This is a genomic window from Streptococcus sp. 4094, from assembly GCF_013277125.1.
Classification (GTDB): Bacteria; Bacillota; Bacilli; order Lactobacillales; family Streptococcaceae; genus Streptococcus.
In genome coordinates this window covers 1-19,091 of the sequence record NZ_VMMI01000032.1, presented here as the reverse complement: position 1 = coordinate 19,091, position 19,091 = coordinate 1, and the positions used below count along the sequence as shown (strand labels likewise).

13 protein-coding genes and 2 pseudogenes are annotated in these 19,091 nt (G+C 39.0%); 11 read left to right on the top strand and 4 right to left on the bottom strand.

Translation table 11 applies throughout. The annotated features are described in order from the left end of the window. Window positions 1-151: 151 nt before the first annotated feature. The 5 genes from rnc to ftsY are packed head-to-tail and all read left to right on the top strand — an operon-like array spanning window position 152 to window position 7,267. Window positions 152-850 carry a ribonuclease III gene (gene rnc, locus HT721_RS07270; protein WP_173229464.1) on the top strand — a complete coding sequence of 233 codons (699 nt, stop codon included), beginning with the start codon at window positions 152-154 and terminating at the stop codon, window positions 848-850. Further along, window positions 841-4,380: a chromosome segregation protein SMC gene (gene smc, locus HT721_RS07265; protein WP_173229462.1), complete on the top strand. Its 3,540-nt coding sequence runs from the start codon at window positions 841-843 to the stop codon at window positions 4,378-4,380. The genes rnc and smc overlap by 10 nt, the downstream gene beginning before the upstream one ends. Further along, window positions 4,377-5,171, top strand: a complete 795-nt coding sequence (locus HT721_RS07260) for an HAD family hydrolase (protein WP_173229459.1) — start codon at window positions 4,377-4,379, stop codon at window positions 5,169-5,171. The genes smc and HT721_RS07260 overlap by 4 nt, the downstream gene beginning before the upstream one ends. Further along, window positions 5,171-5,989, top strand: coding sequence for a Cof-type HAD-IIB family hydrolase (locus HT721_RS07255; protein WP_173229457.1), 819 nt, complete (start codon window positions 5,171-5,173; stop codon window positions 5,987-5,989). The genes HT721_RS07260 and HT721_RS07255 overlap by 1 nt, the downstream gene beginning before the upstream one ends. A 3-nt stretch (window positions 5,990-5,992) precedes the next feature. Then, on the top strand, window positions 5,993-7,267 hold the full coding sequence (ftsY, locus tag HT721_RS07250; protein WP_173229455.1) for a signal recognition particle-docking protein FtsY: 1,275 nt from the start codon (window positions 5,993-5,995) through the stop codon (window positions 7,265-7,267). Window positions 7,268-7,310: 43 nt separating this feature from the next. Here the strand turns inward: ftsY and zwf are convergent, their stop codons facing one another. The 3 genes from zwf to HT721_RS07235 all read right to left on the bottom strand — a co-directional run bounded on the left by zwf (window position 7,311) and on the right by HT721_RS07235 (window position 11,854). Further along, window positions 7,311-8,798: a glucose-6-phosphate dehydrogenase gene (zwf, locus tag HT721_RS07245; protein ID WP_173229453.1), complete on the bottom strand. Its 1,488-nt coding sequence runs from the start codon at window positions 8,796-8,798 to the stop codon at window positions 7,311-7,313. Window positions 8,799-8,948: 150 nt separating this feature from the next. Then, window positions 8,949-9,689, bottom strand: coding sequence for an amino acid ABC transporter ATP-binding protein (locus HT721_RS07240; RefSeq protein ID WP_172923525.1), 741 nt, complete (start codon window positions 9,687-9,689; stop codon window positions 8,949-8,951). Beyond that, window positions 9,689-11,854 carry an ABC transporter substrate-binding protein/permease gene (locus tag HT721_RS07235; RefSeq protein WP_173229451.1) on the bottom strand — a complete coding sequence of 722 codons (2,166 nt, stop codon included), beginning with the start codon at window positions 11,852-11,854 and terminating at the stop codon, window positions 9,689-9,691. The genes HT721_RS07240 and HT721_RS07235 overlap by 1 nt, the downstream gene beginning before the upstream one ends. Window positions 11,855-12,026: 172 nt before the next feature. Between HT721_RS07235 and HT721_RS07230 the strand changes: the two genes are divergently transcribed. The 6 genes and pseudogenes from HT721_RS07230 to HT721_RS07205 all read left to right on the top strand — a co-directional run. After that, a complete protein-coding gene (locus HT721_RS07230) occupies window positions 12,027-12,980 on the top strand; it encodes a CPBP family intramembrane glutamic endopeptidase (protein WP_173229449.1) in 954 nt (317 codons plus the stop codon). Window positions 12,981-13,056: 76 nt separating this feature from the next. After that, window positions 13,057-15,045 carry an excinuclease ABC subunit UvrB gene (gene uvrB, locus HT721_RS07225; RefSeq protein ID WP_173229447.1) on the top strand — a complete coding sequence of 663 codons (1,989 nt, stop codon included), beginning with the start codon at window positions 13,057-13,059 and terminating at the stop codon, window positions 15,043-15,045. Between the two features lie 33 nt (window positions 15,046-15,078). Beyond that, window positions 15,079-17,100 carry a hypothetical protein gene (locus HT721_RS07220; RefSeq protein WP_173229445.1) on the top strand — a complete coding sequence of 674 codons (2,022 nt, stop codon included), beginning with the start codon at window positions 15,079-15,081 and terminating at the stop codon, window positions 17,098-17,100. Between the two features lie 145 nt (window positions 17,101-17,245). Continuing rightward, entirely contained in the window at window positions 17,246-17,713 is a 468-nt protein-coding gene (locus HT721_RS07215; protein ID WP_173229443.1) for an 8-oxo-dGTP diphosphatase, read from the top strand. Between the two features lie 206 nt (window positions 17,714-17,919). After that, entirely contained in the window at window positions 17,920-18,687 is a 768-nt protein-coding gene (locus tag HT721_RS07210) for a class I SAM-dependent methyltransferase (RefSeq protein ID WP_173229441.1), read from the top strand. 118 nt (window positions 18,688-18,805) lie between these two features. Continuing rightward, window positions 18,806-18,958, top strand: a pseudogene (locus tag HT721_RS07205) (NUDIX hydrolase); the annotation flags it as partial. On the opposite strand, the pseudogene HT721_RS07200 reads toward HT721_RS07205, so the two are convergent. Further along, window positions 18,955-19,023: pseudogene (locus HT721_RS07200) on the bottom strand (DNA-binding transcriptional regulator); the annotation flags it as partial. The pseudogenes HT721_RS07205 and HT721_RS07200 overlap by 4 nt on opposite strands. Window positions 19,024-19,091 lie beyond the last annotated feature (68 nt).

The following is a 19,091-nucleotide window of genomic DNA, read 5'->3' as shown; positions in this document are numbered from 1 at the left end:
TTTTTTCTTTATTCTGACCCAAGTTTAACCCAAAAACTGAAAATCTTATTTTAAAGAATGCCCAAATGCTTTCCAGTCCCGTTTTAGAGTGACTCAGGGGGCTTTTTTTGATATAATAAAAAGGACTGTTATCAGTTAGAAAGAGGTTGGTATGAAAGAATTACAAACTGTACTAAAGAAACATTTTGCAATCGAATTTGCAGACAAAAAATTACTGGAAACTGCCTTTACTCATACGAGTTATGCCAATGAGCACCGCCTCTTAAAAATTTCACACAATGAGCGCTTGGAATTTTTAGGAGACGCTGTTCTACAGTTATTGATTTCAGAATATCTGTATAAAAAATATCCTAAAAAGCCTGAGGGTGATTTGTCTAAACTCCGTGCCATGATTGTTCGCGAGGAGAGTTTGGCTGGTTTTGCGCGTGATTGCCAGTTTGATCAGTTTATCAAGCTGGGTAAGGGGGAAGAAAAGTCTGGTGGTCGCAATCGTGACACCATTCTTGGTGATGCCTTTGAAGCCTTTCTCGGTGCCCTCCTTTTGGACAAGGATGTGGCCAAGGTCAAGGAATTTATCTATCAAGTCATGATTCCTAAGGTTGAAGCAGGAGAGTTTGAGATGATTACAGACTACAAAACCCATCTCCAAGAGTTACTTCAAGTCAATGGGGATGTGGCTATCCGTTATCAGGTGATTTCTGAAACGGGACCTGCCCATGATAAGGTCTTTGATGTAGAAGTTCTTGTTGAAGGCAAGAGCATTGGTCAAGGTCAAGGTCGTTCTAAGAAATTAGCAGAGCAGGAAGCTGCCAAAAATGCCGTTGAGAAAGGGCTGGATTCATGTATTTAAAGGAAATCGAAATTCAGGGATTCAAGTCTTTTGCTGATAAGACCAAGGTTGTCTTTGACCAAGGTGTGACGGCAGTTGTTGGACCCAATGGATCTGGAAAGTCAAATATTACAGAAAGTCTGCGTTGGGCCTTGGGGGAGTCAAGTGTTAAGAGTCTCCGTGGCGGCAAGATGCCGGATGTCATCTTTGCTGGAACAGAAAGTCGCAAACCGCTCAATTATGCTTCTGTAGTTGTGACTTTGGATAATCATGACGGATTTATCAAGGACGCTGGTCAAAAAATCAGGGTAGAACGTCATATCTACCGTAGTGGAGATAGCGAATACAAGATTGACGGCAAGAAAGTCCGTCTGCGTGATATTCATGACCTTTTCTTGGATACAGGTTTGGGACGAGATTCCTTCTCTATCATTTCCCAAGGGAAGGTTGAGGAGATTTTCAACTCCAAGCCTGAAGAACGCAGAGCTATTTTTGAAGAAGCTGCTGGAGTTTTGAAATACAAGACTCGCAGAAAAGAAACTGAGAGTAAACTGCAGCAAACTCAGGATAATCTAGACCGCTTAGAGGATATTATCTATGAGTTGGACAATCAAATCAAGCCTCTTGAGAAGCAAGCTGAAAATGCTCGTAAGTTTCTAGACTTGGAAGGCCAACGTAAAGCTATTTATTTAGACGTGCTGGTTGCTCAAATCAAGGAAAATAAGGTTGAACTAGAGTTGACAGAAGAAGAGTTGGCACAAGTTCAGGAACTTTTGACAAGTTATTACCAAAAGCGTGAAAAATTAGAAGAAGAAAATCAGAATCTCAAAAAGCACCGCCAAGATTTACAGGCTGAAATGGCCAAAGATCAGGGCAGTTTGATGGACTTGACTAGTCTGATTAGTGATTTAGAGAGAAAATTAGCCCTATCGAAATTAGAATCTGAGCAAGTAGCCCTCAATCAACAGGAAGCACAAGCCCGTTTGGCTGCTTTGGAGGATAAGAGAAAGGCTCTAAATCAGGAAAAGGCTGAAAAAGAAGCGAACTTGGGACAATTAGAACACAATCTAATTCAAAATAATCAAAAACTCAATCGTTTAGAAGCTGAATTACTAGCTTTTTCAGATGATCCTGACCAGATGATTGAGCTCTTACGTGAACGCTTTGTAGCTCTTTTACAAGAAGAAGCGGATGTCTCAAACCAACTGACCCGCATCGAGAATGAGTTGGAAAATAGTCGTCAGCTTTCTCAAAAACAAGCAGATCAACTACAAAAACTCAAAGAACAGCTGGCTACAGCTAAAGAGAAAGCTAGGCAGCAAAAGGCGGAGCTTGAAACTGCCAAGGAGCAGGTTCAGAAATTATTGGCAGACTACCAGGTCTGTGCCAAGGAGCAAGAGGAACAGAGAACTTCCTATCAAGTTCAACAAAGTCAACTCTTTGACCGTCTGGATAATCTCAAGAACAAACAGGCTAGAGCCCAAAGCTTGGAAAATATCCTGAAAAATCATAGTAACTTTTATGCAGGTGTTAAGACTGTTCTCCAAGAAAAAGCCCGCCTTGGTGGGATTATTGGGGCAGTCAGTGAGCACCTGACCTTTGATGTGCATTATCAAACTGCCTTGGAAATTGCGCTCGGAGCCAGCAGTCAGCATATCATCGTAGAAGATGAGAACGCGGCAACCAAGGCCATTGATTTCCTTAAACGAAACAGAGCCGGTCGTGCAACCTTCCTTCCGTTGACGACGATCAAGGCGCGTACGATTTCAAGTCAGAATCAAGATGCTATCGCTGCAAGCCTAGGTTTCCTTGGGATGGCAGATGAGTTGGTGACTTTCGATACGAGACTGGAAGCCATTTTCAAGAACTTGCTAGCTACGACGGCTATCTTTGATACCGTAGAACACGCGCGTGCAGCAGCGCGCCAGGTTCGTTATCAAGTTCGTATGGTAACCCTTGATGGGACAGAGCTGCGTACAGGTGGTTCCTATGCAGGTGGAGCCAATCGTCAGAACAACAGCATCTTCATCAAGCCAGAACTGGAGCAATTACAAAAAGAAATTGCTGAAGAGGAAGCAAGTCTTCGTTCAGAAGAAGTGGCTTTGAAGACCTTACAAGACCAGATGGCTAGATTGACAGAAAGATTAGAAGGTATTAAATCTCAGGGAGAACAGGCACGTATTCAGGAGCAAGGCTTGTCCCTCGCTTATCAGCAGACCAGTCAGCAAGTTGAAGAACTAGAAACTCTTTGGAAACTCCAAGAAGAGGAATTAGATTGTCTTTCTGACGGAGATTGGCAAGCAGACAAGGAAAAATGCCAAGCACGCCTTGCTACTATTGCCAGTGACAAGCAAAATCTGGAAGCTGAGATTGAAGAGATTAAGTCTAACAAAAACGCCATCCAAGAACGCTATCAAAACTTGCAGGAAGAGCTAGCGCAGGCTCGCTTGCTTAAGACTGAACTGCAAGGACAAAAACGTTATGAAGTTGCGGATATTGAACGTTTAGGCAAGGAATTGGATAATTTGAATATCGAACAAGAAGAAATCCAGCGCCTTCTTCAAGAAAAGGTTGATAATCTTGAGAAGGTTGATACAGAATTGCTCAGTCAACAGGCAGAAGAAGCCAAAATGCAGAAAACAAATATCCAACAAGGTTTGATTCGCAAGCAGTTTGAGTTGGATGATATTGAAGGTCAATTGGATGATATTGCTAGTCATTTGGATCAGGCTCGCCAACAGAATGAGGAGTGGATTCGCAAGCAAACACGTGCTGAAGCCAAGAAAGAAAAGGTCAGCGAGCGCTTGCGCCATTTACAAAGTCAATTAACAGACCAGTACCAGATTAGTTATACTGAAGCTCTAGAAAAAGCACATGAGTTGGAAAATCTCAATCTGGCAGAGCAAGAGGTTAAGGATTTAGAGAAGGCTATTCGCTCGCTGGGTCCTGTCAACTTGGAAGCTATTGACCAGTATGAAGAAGTTCACAATCGTCTGGATTTCCTCAATAGCCAGCGAGATGACATTTTGTCAGCGAAAAACCTGCTCCTTGAGACCATTACAGAGATGAATGACGAGGTCAAGGAACGCTTTAAATCAACCTTTGAAGCTATTCGTGAGTCCTTTAAAGTGACCTTCAAACAGATGTTTGGAGGAGGTCAGGCAGACTTAATCTTGACTGAGGGAGACTTGCTGACAGCTGGGGTTGAGATTTCTGTCCAACCACCAGGTAAGAAAATCCAGTCTCTCAACCTTATGAGTGGTGGGGAAAAAGCCCTGTCGGCTCTAGCTTTGCTTTTCTCTATCATTCGAGTTAAGACTATCCCATTTGTCATCTTGGATGAGGTGGAAGCCGCGCTGGATGAAGCCAATGTTAAACGTTTTGGGGATTACCTCAATCGATTTGACAAGGACAGCCAGTTTATCGTCGTAACCCACCGTAAGGGAACCATGGCAGCAGCTGATTCTATCTATGGAGTGACCATGCAAGAATCAGGTGTCTCAAAAATTGTTTCGGTTAAGTTAAAAGATTTAGAAAGTATTGAAGGATGACAATTAAACTAGTAGCAACAGATATGGACGGAACCTTCCTAGATGAGAATGGACGCTTTGATATGGACCGCCTCAAGTCTCTCTTGGTTTCCTATAAGGAAAAAGGGATTTACTTTGCAGTGGCTTCGGGGCGCGGATTTCTATCTCTAGAAAAATTATTTGCTGATGTTCGTGATGATATTATTTTCATTGCGGAAAATGGTAGTTTGGTAGAATATCGAGGTCAAGACTTGTATGAAGTGACCATGTCTCGTGAGTTTTATCTGGCGACTTTTGAAAAGCTGAAAACGTCACCTTATGTAGATATCAATAAACTGCTCTTGACGGGTAAGAAGGGCTCTTATGTGCTAGATACGGTTGATGAGACCTATTTGAAAGAGAGCCGGCACTATAATGAAAATATCCAAAAAGTAGCGAGTTTAGAAGATATCACAGATGACATTTTCAAATTTACAACCAACTTCACAGAAGAAACGCTAGAAGCTGGTGAGGCTTGGGTAAACGAAAACGTGGCTGGTGTTAAGGCTATGACAACTGGCTTTGAATCCATTGATATTGTTCTGGACTATGTCGATAAGGGTGTGGCTATTGTTGAATTAGCTAAAAAACTTGGTATCACAATGGATCAGGTTATGGCTTTTGGAGACAATCTAAATGACTTGCATATGATGCAGGTTGTGGGACATCCTGTAGCTCCTGAAAATGCACGACCTGAAATTTTAGAATTAGCAGAGACAGTGATTGGTCACCATAAGGACCAGTCGGTTATAGCTTATATGGAGGGTTTATAATGGCAGATATAAAATTGATTGCATTGGACTTGGATGGAACCTTGCTGACTACTGATAAAAGGCTGACGGATCGTACCAAGGCAACCCTGAAAGCTGCGCGTGACCGTGGTATCAAGGTCGTATTGACCACTGGTCGTCCCTTAAAAGCTATGGATTTCTTTCTCCATGAGCTAGGGACTGACGGTCAGGAAGATGAGTATACGATTACCTTTAATGGTGGATTAGTTCAGAAAAATACAGGTGAAATCCTTGATAAGACAGTTTTTTCATATGATGATGTGGCACGCTTGTATGAGGAAACAGAGAAATTATCACTGCCCCTTGATGCCATCTCAGAAGGAACTGTTTATCAAATCCAATCTGACCAAGAAAGTCTTTATGCCAAATTCAATCCAGCTTTGACCTTTGTTCCAGTGGACTTTGAAGACTTGTCTAGTCAGATGACCTACAATAAATGCGTGACTGCCTTTGCTCAAGAACCCTTGGATGCAGCCATTCAGAAGATTTCTCCAGAATTGTTTGACCAATATGAAATCTTTAAATCACGTGAAATGTTGCTAGAGTGGTCACCAAAGAATGTTCATAAAGCAACAGGTTTAGCAAAACTAATCAACCATCTTGGAATCGACCAAAACCAAGTTATGGCATGTGGTGACGAGGCCAATGACCTTTCTATGATTGAATGGGCAGGGCTCGGTGTTGCCATGAAAAATGCTGTTCCTGAAGTCAAGGCAGTCGCAAATGTAGTGACGCCAATGACCAATGATGAAGAGGCTGTCGCCTGGGCTATCGAAGAATATGTGCTAAAGGAGAACTAAGATATGGGATTATTTGACCGTCTATTCGGAAAAAAAGAAGAACCTAAAATCGAAGAAGTTGTAAAAGAAGCTCTGGAAAATCTTGATTTGTCTGAAGATACAGAAGCTGAGGAAGTTTCTCAAGAAGTAGCAGAAGTTGAAAGTTCTGAAGAAGCTGTGATCCAAGAAGAGGAAAATCAAGACACAGTTGAAGAAAGTCTGGATTCAGAGCCAACTGTAGAAGTTTCTCAAGAAGTAATAGAAGAATTTCCAAACTCAGAAGAAGTCCCAGAGGAAGAGAAGCTTGAGCATGAAGGAACTGTAGAAGAAAATAGTTCTAAAGTGCTTGAAGCAGAAACGCCTAAGGTAGAAGAAACTGTTCAGGAAAAATATGACCGTAGTCTTAAGAAAACTCGTACAGGCTTCGGTGCTCGCTTGAATGCCTTCTTTGCCAACTTCCGTTCTGTTGACGAAGAATTCTTCGAGGAATTGGAAGAACTGCTGATCATGAGTGACGTTGGTGTCCAGGTGGCTTCTAATTTAACTGAGGAACTACGCTACGAAGTCAAGCTTGAAAATGCCAAGAAACCTGACGCACTACGCCGTGTCATTATTGAGAAATTGGTTGAGCTTTATGAAAAGGATGGCAACTACGATGAAAGTATCCACTTCCAAGATGGCTTGACAGTCATGCTCTTTGTCGGGGTCAATGGTGTTGGGAAAACAACTTCTATCGGGAAACTAGCCCACCGCTATAAACAAGCTGGTAAGAAGGTCATGTTGGTTGCGGCAGATACCTTCCGTGCAGGGGCAGTAGCCCAGCTTGCTGAATGGGGCCGTCGTGTGGACGTTCCAGTTGTGACTGGACCTGAAAAAGCTGATCCAGCCAGCGTGGTCTTTGATGGTATGGAACGTGCCGTGGCTGAAGGTATCGATATTCTCATGATCGATACTGCAGGTCGTTTGCAAAATAAGGATAACCTTATGGCCGAGCTAGAAAAGATTGGTCGTATCATCAAACGTGTTGTGCCAGAAGCGCCTCATGAAACCTTCTTAGCACTTGATGCATCAACAGGTCAAAATGCCTTGGTACAGGCTAAAGAATTTTCAAAAATCACCCCTTTGACAGGAATCGTCTTGACTAAGATTGATGGAACTGCTCGAGGTGGTGTGGTTCTAGCCATTCGTGAAGAACTCAATATTCCTGTAAAATTGATTGGTTTTGGTGAAAAAATCGATGATATTGGAGAGTTTAACTCAGAAAACTTTATGAAGGGTCTCTTGGAAGGCTTAATCTAATCAGAAGCAAAAATCCTGCAAGGTACAAACTTGCAGGATTTTTTTATTCTAAACGACCATCTTGACGATAGGCGATATCTGGTTGCCAAGTCCATTTGGCATCGAATTTTTCAAGTAAGTCAAAGCTGGCTTGAGGTCCCATGCTTCCAGCTTTATAATCATGAAGTGGGGCACCATTTTCAGCCCAGAGCTCTTCGATACGGTCAATCAATTTCCATGACGCACCTACTTCATCCCAGTGGCTAAAGTTAGTTGAGTTGTTATTTAGGACATCATAAATCAATTTCTCGTATGGTTCTGGAGAAGCACCAGTTGCGGTCGCATCTGTACGGTAATCAAGTGAGTTAGGAGCCAAGTTAAATTCTTCTCCTACTTGCTTCCCATTTAGGCTAAGAGAGAAGCCTTCTGTTGGTTGGATATAGATGGTCAAAATGTTTGGAGCAAGTGGTTCTCCAAAGATAGAGTCCATTTGTTTAAAGACGATGTTGACGTGAGTTCCTTTTTCGGTCAGACGTTTACCAGTACGGAAGAAGAAAGGAACACCGCGGAAACGATCACTGTCAACAAAGAAGGCACCAGATGCGAAGGTTTCAGTTGTAGATTCTGGATTCACATTTGGCTCGCTACGATAAGAGATGTATTTCATGCCATCAATCTTACCAGAACGATATTGACCACGGATAAAGTGTTCTTTAAGTTCTTCATCTGTTGGATGATAGAGGTTTTTAAAGACCTTAATCTTTTCAGCACGGATCTCATCTTTTGTGAAGCTGGCTGGTTTGTCCATAGCAAGGAGAGAAAGAAGTTGCAAAGTATGGTTCTGTACCATGTCGCGGAGGGCACCAGATTGGTCATAATAGCCACCACGTTCTTCCACACCTAAGCGCTCAGCAAAGGTAATTTGAACATTGTCGATAAAGTCCTTGTTCCAAACGTTTTCAAAAATCAGGTTGGCAAAGCGAACTGCAAAGATACTTTGGATCATTTCCTTACCAAGATAATGGTCGATACGGAAAATTTGTTCTTCGTCAAATGTTGCTAGGAGCTCGTCATTTAACTTGCTTGCAGTTGCGTAATCTGTACCAAATGGTTTTTCAACGATTAAACGTTCAAAACCTTTTCCATCTACGATATTTTCAGACTTAAGGTGTTTGGCAATGGTTCCAAAGAATTGAGGCGCCATAGATAAGAAGAAGAGCTTGTTGTGTTCAGCTTGGTACTTGTCATTTAGTTCAGCCTGCAATTGACGTAGAGCAATATAGTGTTCTGTATCATTGACATCATGACTTTGATAGTAGAAGTGGCTAGCGAACTCTTGAGCCTGTTCGGTACTATCTGCCAAATCAAGGATCGATTCGACGACAACAGATTCAAAATATTCCTTGCTCCAAGGACGACGGGCAGTTCCAATAACGGCAAAATGTTTGGAAAGATTGCCGGATTTATATAGTCTAAATAGGGAAGGGTAGAGCTTGCGTTTAGCCAGGTCTCCACTCGCACCGAAAATTGTAACAATAACCTTAGATGACATCTAGCTACCTAATTTCTATTTTTATTCCTAGTCTTGCTAGGTATGAGGAAACCTCATTTCATAAACTTAATTCTAACATAATTTTCCGAAAAATCAAAAATTCCAATACGAGGTAGAAAAAAACTGCAAGGAAATCCTTACAGTTTGCGTTTAGACGTTTAAGACCTTGTCCAAGAAATCTTTCAGACGAGGGTGCTGAGGGTTATCAAAGATTTGATCAGGTGTCCCATCTTCAAGGAATTCACCGTCCGCAGTAAAGATAACACGGTTGGCAACCTGACGGGCAAATCCCATCTCATGGGTTACGATAATCATGGTCATGCCTTGTTTAGCCAATTCCTTCATAACGTTTAGTACGTCTCCGACCATTTCAGGATCAAGGGCAGAAGTTGGTTCATCAAAGAGCATGATGTCTGGATTCATTGCTAGTCCACGAGCGATGGCCACACGTTGTTTTTGACCACCTGACAGGCTATCTGGACAGGCCTTAGCCTTATCTGCTAGTCCAACCTTTTCAAGCAACTCCATTCCCAATTTTTCAGCTTCTTCCTTAGTCATCAACTTGTGCTCAATAGGAGCAAAGGTGATGTTGTCCAATACAGACATGTGTGGGAAGAGATTGAAGTGTTGGAACACCATTCCGATATTTTCACGGACGTGGTCAACGTTGGTTGTTTTTTCAGTTAAGTCATAACCGTTCACAGTGATGTGACCGCTAGTAACTTCTTCCAAAAGATTTAGGCTACGAAGGAAAGTTGACTTACCAGAACCTGAAGGACCAATGATACAAACAACATCTCCTTCATAGAACTTGGTCGTAATTCCTTTTAAAACTTCATTTTTTCCGTAGCTTTTGTGTAAATCATTTACATCAATTTTTAATTTTGCCATTAACGAATCCTCTTTTCTAAGCGTTTCGCTAGTTTAGTCAAAAGTGTGATAATTACAAGATAGAAGATAGCAAGGATTGCATACATCTTGAAACTTTGGTAGTTACGGGCAATGATAATCTTACCAGTTTGGAAGAGTTCAACCAAACCGATAGCAGATACGATGGTTGTATCTTTAAGTGCGATAACGAATTGGTTAACAAAGTTTGGCAACATCAATTTAGTTGCTTGTGGCAAGATAATCTTACGCATAGTTTTTCCATAAGAGATACCCAAGCTTCGACTGGCTTCCATTTGGCCAACTGGAACGGCTTGAATACCACCACGAACAATTTCAGCGATATAAGCAGCTGCATTGAGGGATAGGGCAATAGTACCAGCTACAAAGTCGTTAATTGGGCTTTGTTGGCCTGTGATGGACTCGATGAAGTTTGGAATACCCCAGAAGATGAAGGCTGCAAGAATCATCAATGGAATACCACGGATAACGTCAACGAAAATCTCAGAAATCACACGAAGAGATTTGTAGGGGCTAACGCTAAACATACCGAAGATAATCCCAATGACAATAGCAATAGCAAATGAGATAAGGGCTAGAGCAAGAGTGATACCAAGACCGCTAAGGAGTTGTTTGTAGTTGTTTTGAAGCAAGCCCCAGATAGTTGTTTCGTCAACAGTACTTGTTGAAGCAGTTGAAGACTCACTAGCTAGGTATTTGTCAAGAATCTTTTGGAATTCACCGTTTGCTTTAAGGTTAGCAAGTCCGTTATTGAACATTTCAATCAATTCTGGATTTGCTCCTTTTTTTACAGCAAAGGCTGTTTCACCGATTGGAGTTCCAGCGATTGGTGTTTTCAATTTTTGTCCTTGGCTGATAGAATATTTGAGAACAGGTTCATCATCCATAACGGCATCAATGGCACCAGTGTTTAAACTGTCATACATTGAAGAACCATCAGCGAAGGTTTTGATTTTGTAGCCGTATTTGCTTTGATTTTCAGTTAGGAAGGTTTGAGAAGCAGTTCCGTTTTTAACACCGACTGTCTTCCCTTTCAAATCTTCATAAGAAGCAATGGTACTTGATTCTTTGACACCAAGGATAGTATTGGCTGTGTAGTATGATTCTGAGAAGTCAAAAGTTGCCTTACGAGCATCTGTGACAGACATACCAGCAATGATACCATCTGCTTGACCAGCTTGGACAGCACTGATAGCAGCATCGAAACCAGGGTTGGTGATTTCAATTTCAAAACCTTGGTCTTTAGCGATTGCTTTGATCAATTCCATATCAATACCAGTGTACTGATTGCTTGAGTTTTGGAAAACAAAAGGTGCAAAAGAAGAATCGCTGGCAATGATGTATTTAGCTTTAACAGGAATAGCTTTTAAGCCTGCAAGAGTAGTTGTAGTTGGTACTGCTGAAGATGATGACGCAGTCCATTTCTTGATGATTTTATCAAGACTACCATCTTTTTTCATTTTAGCCAAGGCTTGGTTAAATTCAGTAACTAGGTGCTCGTATTTGCTACCTTTTTTAACACCGAAAGCAAAGCTACCTACAGCTTCACCATCCATTTCAATATGGAGGTCTTGCCCTTGGTTAATGGCATACTCGATAACAGGTTTGTCATCCATCATGGCATCGATGGCACCAGCACTCAAGCTGTTGTTCATCAAATCACTAGTGTCAAATGTTTTAATAGTAAAACCGTATTTATCTTTGATTGTTTCAAGAAAACGTTGAGCAGCAGTTCCGTTTTTAACACCAACGGTTTTGCCAGTTAATTGGTCGTACTTGCTAATATTGTGTGCCTTTGTAGTTGCAATGACAACTTTTGTATCATAGTAAGTATCAGACATGGTGAAAACTTTTTCACGTTCTTTCGTCTTTGTCATCCCTGCCATGATAGCGTCAGCTTGACCAGCTTGAACCGCATTGACCGCTGCGTCAAATCCGGGATAAGACATCTGAATGTTCCACCCTTTAATCTCAGCGACTTTGTTGATAATGTCAACATCAATTCCTTTATAAGTTTGATCTGAATCTTTAAACTCAAAAGGTGCATAGGCGGTATCAGAAACAATCTTAATCGTTTCAGCTTTGGCAATACCTAATGAGAAAATTGGGAATAAAATTAGCAAAAATGCTAGAAATTTTTTCTTCATTTTTAGTCTCCTTTTCCGAATATTTTCCCATTATATCAGAAAAAGTAAAAAAAGGCAAATTTTTATATTTCTGTGTTAGAAAATATAACATCCATAATTCTTGTTTTGTCTTGAATCACACAATAGAAGTGCTATAATAAAGGTATATCATATAGTAAAAGAGGATAAAGTTATGAAAGACAAAAGAATCTTAAAAGACTTTGAAACTTCTAAAATGAGTTTAAACATTTACACAAGCCCCTTGTTAGCTCTATTTTTCGTCTATATATCTGAGTTCATATCTTCTCTATTTTTTGGCCTTAGTTTTTTAGCATTGATCGGGCTATTTAGCAATCTTGGTATGGGTGGTCAAAGAATTGCAGATTTCCTTCAAATGTTATTTCAGAATTTATCTGATAAAACAAGTGACATCCATTTAATATTTGAATTATTGTCCTTTGGTTTTATCATCTTAACTGTGTTTAGATGGACTAGAAAAGTAGAGAAAAGACCGATTCGAACCTTGGGATTCTATAAAGAAAATTTTTTAAGTGCCTTATTTAAAGGATACGGTCTTGGTCTATCCCTCTTTATACTTGCTTTGGCTGGACTAGTAGTGTTGGGGCAGTATCAATTTGACTCCATTCACTTGGATACTTATTCGCTAGCTTTTACTTTATTTACAATACCTTTTTGGATTTTACAAGGAACGGCAGAAGAATTGGTTACTCGTGCTTGGCTGATTCCACAATTGGCTAAGAGAACTAATCTTAAAGTCGCTATTATCATATCTAGTAGTCTCTTTACCTTACTTCATTTAGGAAATCCAGGCATAACTTTCTTATCTGCAATTGATCTCTTTTTATTCGGAGTTGCCATGTCCCTATATCTTCTTAAAACAGATACTATATGGGGTATAGGTGGTATTCATGGAGCTTGGAATTTCGCACAGGGAAACCTCTTTGGAGTATTAGTTAGTGGTCAGTCTTCAGGAACCTCAATCATGAAATTTACTCCACAAGGCAATCAAGACTGGCTATCTGGTGGGTCTTTTGGTATTGAGGGTTCCATCGTGTCCAGTATTATTTTGTTTGTGCTGATTCTTTATCTCGCTCATCAATTAAAGAAAGAAAATGAAAGGATGTGACTTCGGTCCGTCCTTTTCTTCGTGAAAATACTGTAAGTATGCTAAAATAGGAATAGCACATCGAGAGAGGATTCTTATGATTAATCGCATTACAGACAATCAATTTAAACTAGTATCAAAGTACCAAGCATCAGGAGATCAACCCCAAGCTATCGAGCAGTTGGTTGATAATATCGAGGGGGGAGAAAAAGCTCAAATTCTGATGGGGGCGACTGGAACAGGGAAGACCTATACCATGAGTCAGGTCATTTCCAAAGTCAATAAACCCACTCTGGTAATTGCCCACAATAAGACTCTAGCTGGTCAGCTCTATGGGGAGTTTAAGGAATTTTTCCCTGAAAATGCTGTTGAGTACTTTGTATCTTACTATGATTATTACCAACCAGAAGCCTATGTACCTTCTAGCGATACTTACATTGAGAAGGACAGTTCTGTCAACGATGAGATTGATAAGCTACGCCACTCAGCTACCTCAGCTCTTCTGGAGCGTAATGATGTTATTGTAGTGGCCTCAGTCTCTTGTATCTATGGTTTGGGTTCGCCCAAGGAATACGCTGATAGTGTCGTTAGTCTCCGTCCAGGTCTTGAAATTTCTCGTGATAAACTCTTAAATGACTTGGTTGATATCCAGTTTGAACGCAATGATATTGATTTCCAACGGGGAAGATTTCGAGTTCGTGGGGATGTGGTAGAGATTTTCCCAGCTTCCCGTGATGAACACGCTTTTCGAGTAGAATTCTTTGGAGACGAAATTGACCGTATTCGTGAAGTTGAGGCCCTGACTGGTCAGGTCTTGGGAGAAGTGGATCATTTAGCGATTTTCCCTGCGACTCACTTTGTGACCAATGACGACCACATGGAAGTTGCCATTGCCAAGATTCAAGCAGAATTAGAAGAGCAACTAGCTGTCTTTGAAAAGGAAGGCAAATTGCTTGAAGCCCAGCGCTTGAAACAACGGACAGAGTACGATATCGAAATGCTGCGTGAGATGGGCTACACCAACGGGGTTGAAAACTATTCACGCCACATGGATGGACGTAGTGAGGGTGAGCCTCCTTATACGCTCTTAGATTTCTTCCCAGATGATTTCTTAATCATGATTGATGAGAGCCACATGACCATGGGACAAATCAAAGGCATGTACAATGGAGACCGTTCTCGTAAGGAAATGCTGGTGAATTATGGTTTCCGCTTGCCGTCTGCTCTGGACAATCGTCCTCTCCGTCGGGAGGAGTTTGAGAGTCATGTCCATCAGATTGTTTACGTATCAGCGACACCTGGTGACTATGAAAATGAACAGACTGAGACAGTGATTGAGCAAATCATTCGTCCGACAGGGCTATTGGATCCTGAGGTGGAAGTACGTCCGACAATGGGACAGATTGATGACCTCTTAGGTGAAATCAATGCCCGTGTTGAAAAGAACGAACGTACCTTTATTACAACCTTGACCAAGAAAATGGCAGAAGATTTGACCGACTACTTTAAGGAAATGGGCATCAAGGTCAAGTACATGCACTCGGATATTAAGACCTTGGAACGGACGGAGATAATTCGTGACCTACGCTTGGGTGTCTTTGATGTCTTGGTCGGAATCAACCTGCTCCGTGAAGGAATTGACGTTCCTGAAGTGAGCCTCGTAGCGATTCTCGATGCTGACAAGGAAGGTTTCCTTCGTAATGAACGTGGCCTTATCCAGACCATTGGACGTGCTGCCCGTAACAGTGAAGGCCATGTCATCATGTATGCGGACACGATGACTCAGTCTATGCAACGTGCCATCGATGAAACGGCCCGCCGTCGCAAAATCCAGATGGCCTATAATGAAGAACATGGTATCGTGCCACAAACCATTAAGAAAGAAATTCGTGACTTGATTGCCGTGACTAAGGCAGTTGCCAAGGAAGAGGACAAGGAAGTCGACATCAACAGCCTCAACAAACAAGAGCGCAAAGAACTAGTTAAGAAACTCGAAAAACAAATGCAAGAAGCCGTCGAAGTGCTTGACTTTGAACTAGCAGCTCAGATTCGAGATATGATGCTGGAAGTCAAGGCGTTGGATTAAGGTCTGAAATATTAATAAAATAGGAGATTAGAAATGATTAGTCAAGTTAATAAACTAGCATCTTATGCTACGTATCGTCAGTTATACAATGATGGAAAAAAAGATACATATTTTGTAATATCAAGGTTCATCGAACACGTTATATTGAGCAATGAATTGAATAGTTTTAATGTTGAAAAAATATCATCATTATTAAACGAAAATTTCGGATTTAATATTCCTAGCTATGTTATCCAATCGTCTATCAAAAGAATAGAATTTGTATCCAAAAAAGATGGACAATTTTTAGTTAGCAGAGAGAATATCTCTTTGGATAGTGAAATTAAAGAAGAATTAGAAGAATATGATTTGAAAAGTCGTGCATTGATGTCAAGTCTTATAAAATATGTTAAGAATGAGAAAGATAAGGATCAAGAAATAAGTGAGGAAAAGTTAACAAGAGAATTCACTTCTTTTTTGTTAGATGATTCGTTTAATGGAGACTATTCAAGTATTATTAGTAAGTTTATTATTGAAAATGATACAGATGTAAATTTTCTTAAAAATATTAATCAAATAAAAGAAGGAGCCGTTCTGTTCTCAGGAATTAATTATACTAGTGATATTAGTAAATTAACATGGAAAAATAACATTAATTTATATGTTGAAACGGAAATATTATTTCATTTAGCTGGGTACAATGGTATTTTCTTCCAGAAATTAGCTAATGATATGTTTCAATTAATTAATGAAATGAATCAAAAAAATAACAAACGAATTATTTCAATACGGTATTATAAAGAAGTTAGCGAAGATATAGACCATTTCTTCGGAACTGCAGAAGAAATAGTAAAAGGTAATAAAATTGTTGATATTGGAAATGTTGCAATGGATGAGATTGTAAGAGATTGTTCAACTCCAGCTGATGTGGTAAACAAACGTTCAAGATTTACAAATATATTGAAGCGATATTCTATTTCAGAAGCCGATTCATTAAACTATTATTCTCCAGAGTATCATAATTTTAATATTGAGAGTCAAAAAATTGTAGAGAAGTATGGTTTAGCTACTGAGAATAAGGAAAAATACTTAAAACACTTAAACTATACAAATATTTTAAGAAAGAAGGATGATATTAATTCTGAAAATTTATCTTTGAAAGAATCAAAGCATCTAGTCATCACTGAAGTTGGAAAAATTTTACAAATGGCTAATGATTTTAATAAAGAGAATGAAGATTTTAATGCTCCTCTCGCAATCAGTATGTCATCATTAACTAATCGCTTATGGTTTGATTTGAATAAAGGATTTGGTTCGGAGTATTTGCCTTCGACGTTTAATATATTAGAAAAGTCTAGATTGGTATTATCTAATATTTTAACTCAAACAGTTGCTAAACAATATGATAAAGTAAAAGAAAGTTATAAAAAAGGAGAGTTGTCAGAAGACGACTTAAATGAGAATATTATTGAACTGCGTAAAAAAATGATGAAACCGGAGGATATAGATCGGGATCAATTAAATAACATTGATGATATTATTAATCCAAATGGATTAGAAATATATAAGTCCGGAAAGGAGAGATTAGAAAAGAAAGTAAAAAAATTGGAATATGATAATAAGGTTAGAGAATTAGATAGACAAAAGGTAGTTGAAGAGAAAAAGCGTGCCGAGAAAGAGGTGGAGAACAGTAAGAAAGAAATTATTAGAATTTCTAATGAGAAAAAAATACAGGTTCAAAAAAGAATTAATGATATAGAGGCTAGAAAAGATAATGCTGATAAAAAGGTCGCAGGAAGTATTAAGTTCATAAGAAGATTAACAACAATAGTTTTGATTTTAATAGTTCTATTATTTATTTATATAGGCAATAAGTGTAATTTTGATATTTTAACTTATATAATAACTGTGTTCCCTCTCATAGGAATTACAATGACAATGTATACTGGTCAAAAATTTGAATCTCTTAATATGATTAATAAAATGCTTTCTAGAATAGAAGAATATTTAAAAAGTAAAGTTTATAAAGAATATAATATTAATTTAGAAGAGTTAGAAGAACTAAAAAAGATTTAATAGCTACTGATTAAAGAATTGAAGAAGCGAAAATTTGTATTTAAAATTATGATGAATACATTAATATTCTGACTTGCTTTTATCATGAAATCCAAAATAAAATACTATAAATATATGTTTTAAACATTAGAAAGCGAGTAAATTTATGTCCCGTTCCCAATTAACGATTTTAACAAATATTTGTCTGATTGAAGACCTCGAAACCCAGCGCGTGGTGATGCAGTATCGCTCTCCTGAAACCAATCGCTGGTCAGGCTATGCCTTTCCAGGAGGCCATGTAGAAAATGGCGAGTCTTTCGCAGAGTCTGTCATTCGTGAAATTTATGAAGAAACAGGGTTGACTATCCAAAATCCTCAACTTGTCGGCATTAAAAATTGGCCACTAGATACAGGTGGGCGCTATATTGTCGTTTGTTATAAGGCGACTGAGTTCTCTGGTACCCTTCGCTCTTCAGATGAAGGAGAAGTTTCTTGGGTGCAAAAAGACCAGATTCCAAACTTGGATCTGGCCTATGATATGTTACCCTTGATGGAGATGATGGAAGCTCCGGACAAATCTGAATTTTTCTACCCTCGCCGTACAGAAGACGATTGGGAGAAAGAAATTTTTTAGTTCTATGATTAGTTGATAGGTGTTATCTTTTAAAGTACGGTACTGAAATATAGGCTAAGTATGGTGGTGTAAGTCAACTGAATATCTCTAAATTTCTTATTATTCTTTTCTATCTATATTTTGAACAATCTCCACCTTCCATTCTGAAATCGGAGATTGTTTTATTTTATGGTATAATCTTAAGATATGAAAGGAAGTACCAGAAAATGTATGATAAAGTAATTGAACAATATGCAAAACAAGATAATCTTGATATTAGAGTAAACATACATAAGAAGTATTCAAAAAATAAATTAGGATTTAACAATTGGATATTTTCTAACTACCAAATCACTGATGAAGTAAAGGTTCTAGAATTGGGATGTGGTACAGGAGAACTGTGGAAAAGTAATAGTGATTCTATAGATAAAATGAAGCAGTTGGTTATTACAGATTTTTCTAAAGATATGGTGAGAACAACGAGGTCAGTGATTGGAAATAGAGACAATGTTAACTATGAAATAATGGATATTCAAAAGATTTCTTTTGAGGATGAAACGTTTGATATTGTTATTGCTAATATGCTTCTACATCATGTAAATGATATTCCTAAAGCGCTCTCTGAGGTGAATAGAGTCTTAAAAACAGGCGGAATTTTTTACTGTGCTACATTTGGTGAAAATGGAGTTGTAAATTATTTGGCAAATTTATTTAAAGATGAGGTTAATCAAGATTTAGAAAATAAAACGTTTACTTTACAAAATGGTAAAAGGTACCTGAGTAGGTATTTTAACTCTGTCGATACATTACTCTATGATGATGAGTTACAGGTAACTAGCATAGATGATCTAGTTAAATACATCCAATCCTTTAAAGGAATTTCAGAAATAGGTTCGCTAGAAGAAAAAGTCATTCGTAAAAGATTGGAAGTGCATTTTCATAAGGGTAAGTTAATTATTCCTAAAGAATATGGTATGTTTATTGCTCGAAAGTAAAATTAAGGGAACGAAATTGTGAAAAATTAAGGAGAAGCTTTTCAATATAAAATCAAGCGGATAGTCTTTAGAGTCTGCTATAGCTGATTCTATATATAAATCTCAATCTTTTGGATTTGGAGAAGTTTCTTGGGTGCAAAAAGACCAGATTCCAAACTTGGATCTGGCCTATGATATGCTACCTCTGATGGAGATGATGGAAGCTCCTGACAAGTCAGAGTTTTTCTACCCTCGCCATACAGAAGATGATTGGGAGAAGAAAATCTTCTAGTCTTTTACTAAATAACCTAGCTGATCCAAGGCCTCCTCGATATAGTGGAGGTCTTGTTGTGTTTCTTGTGTAATAGTAATAATATATTTGGAAAAATATATGTACTATGAAATAAATGGTAAATTCCCAAACT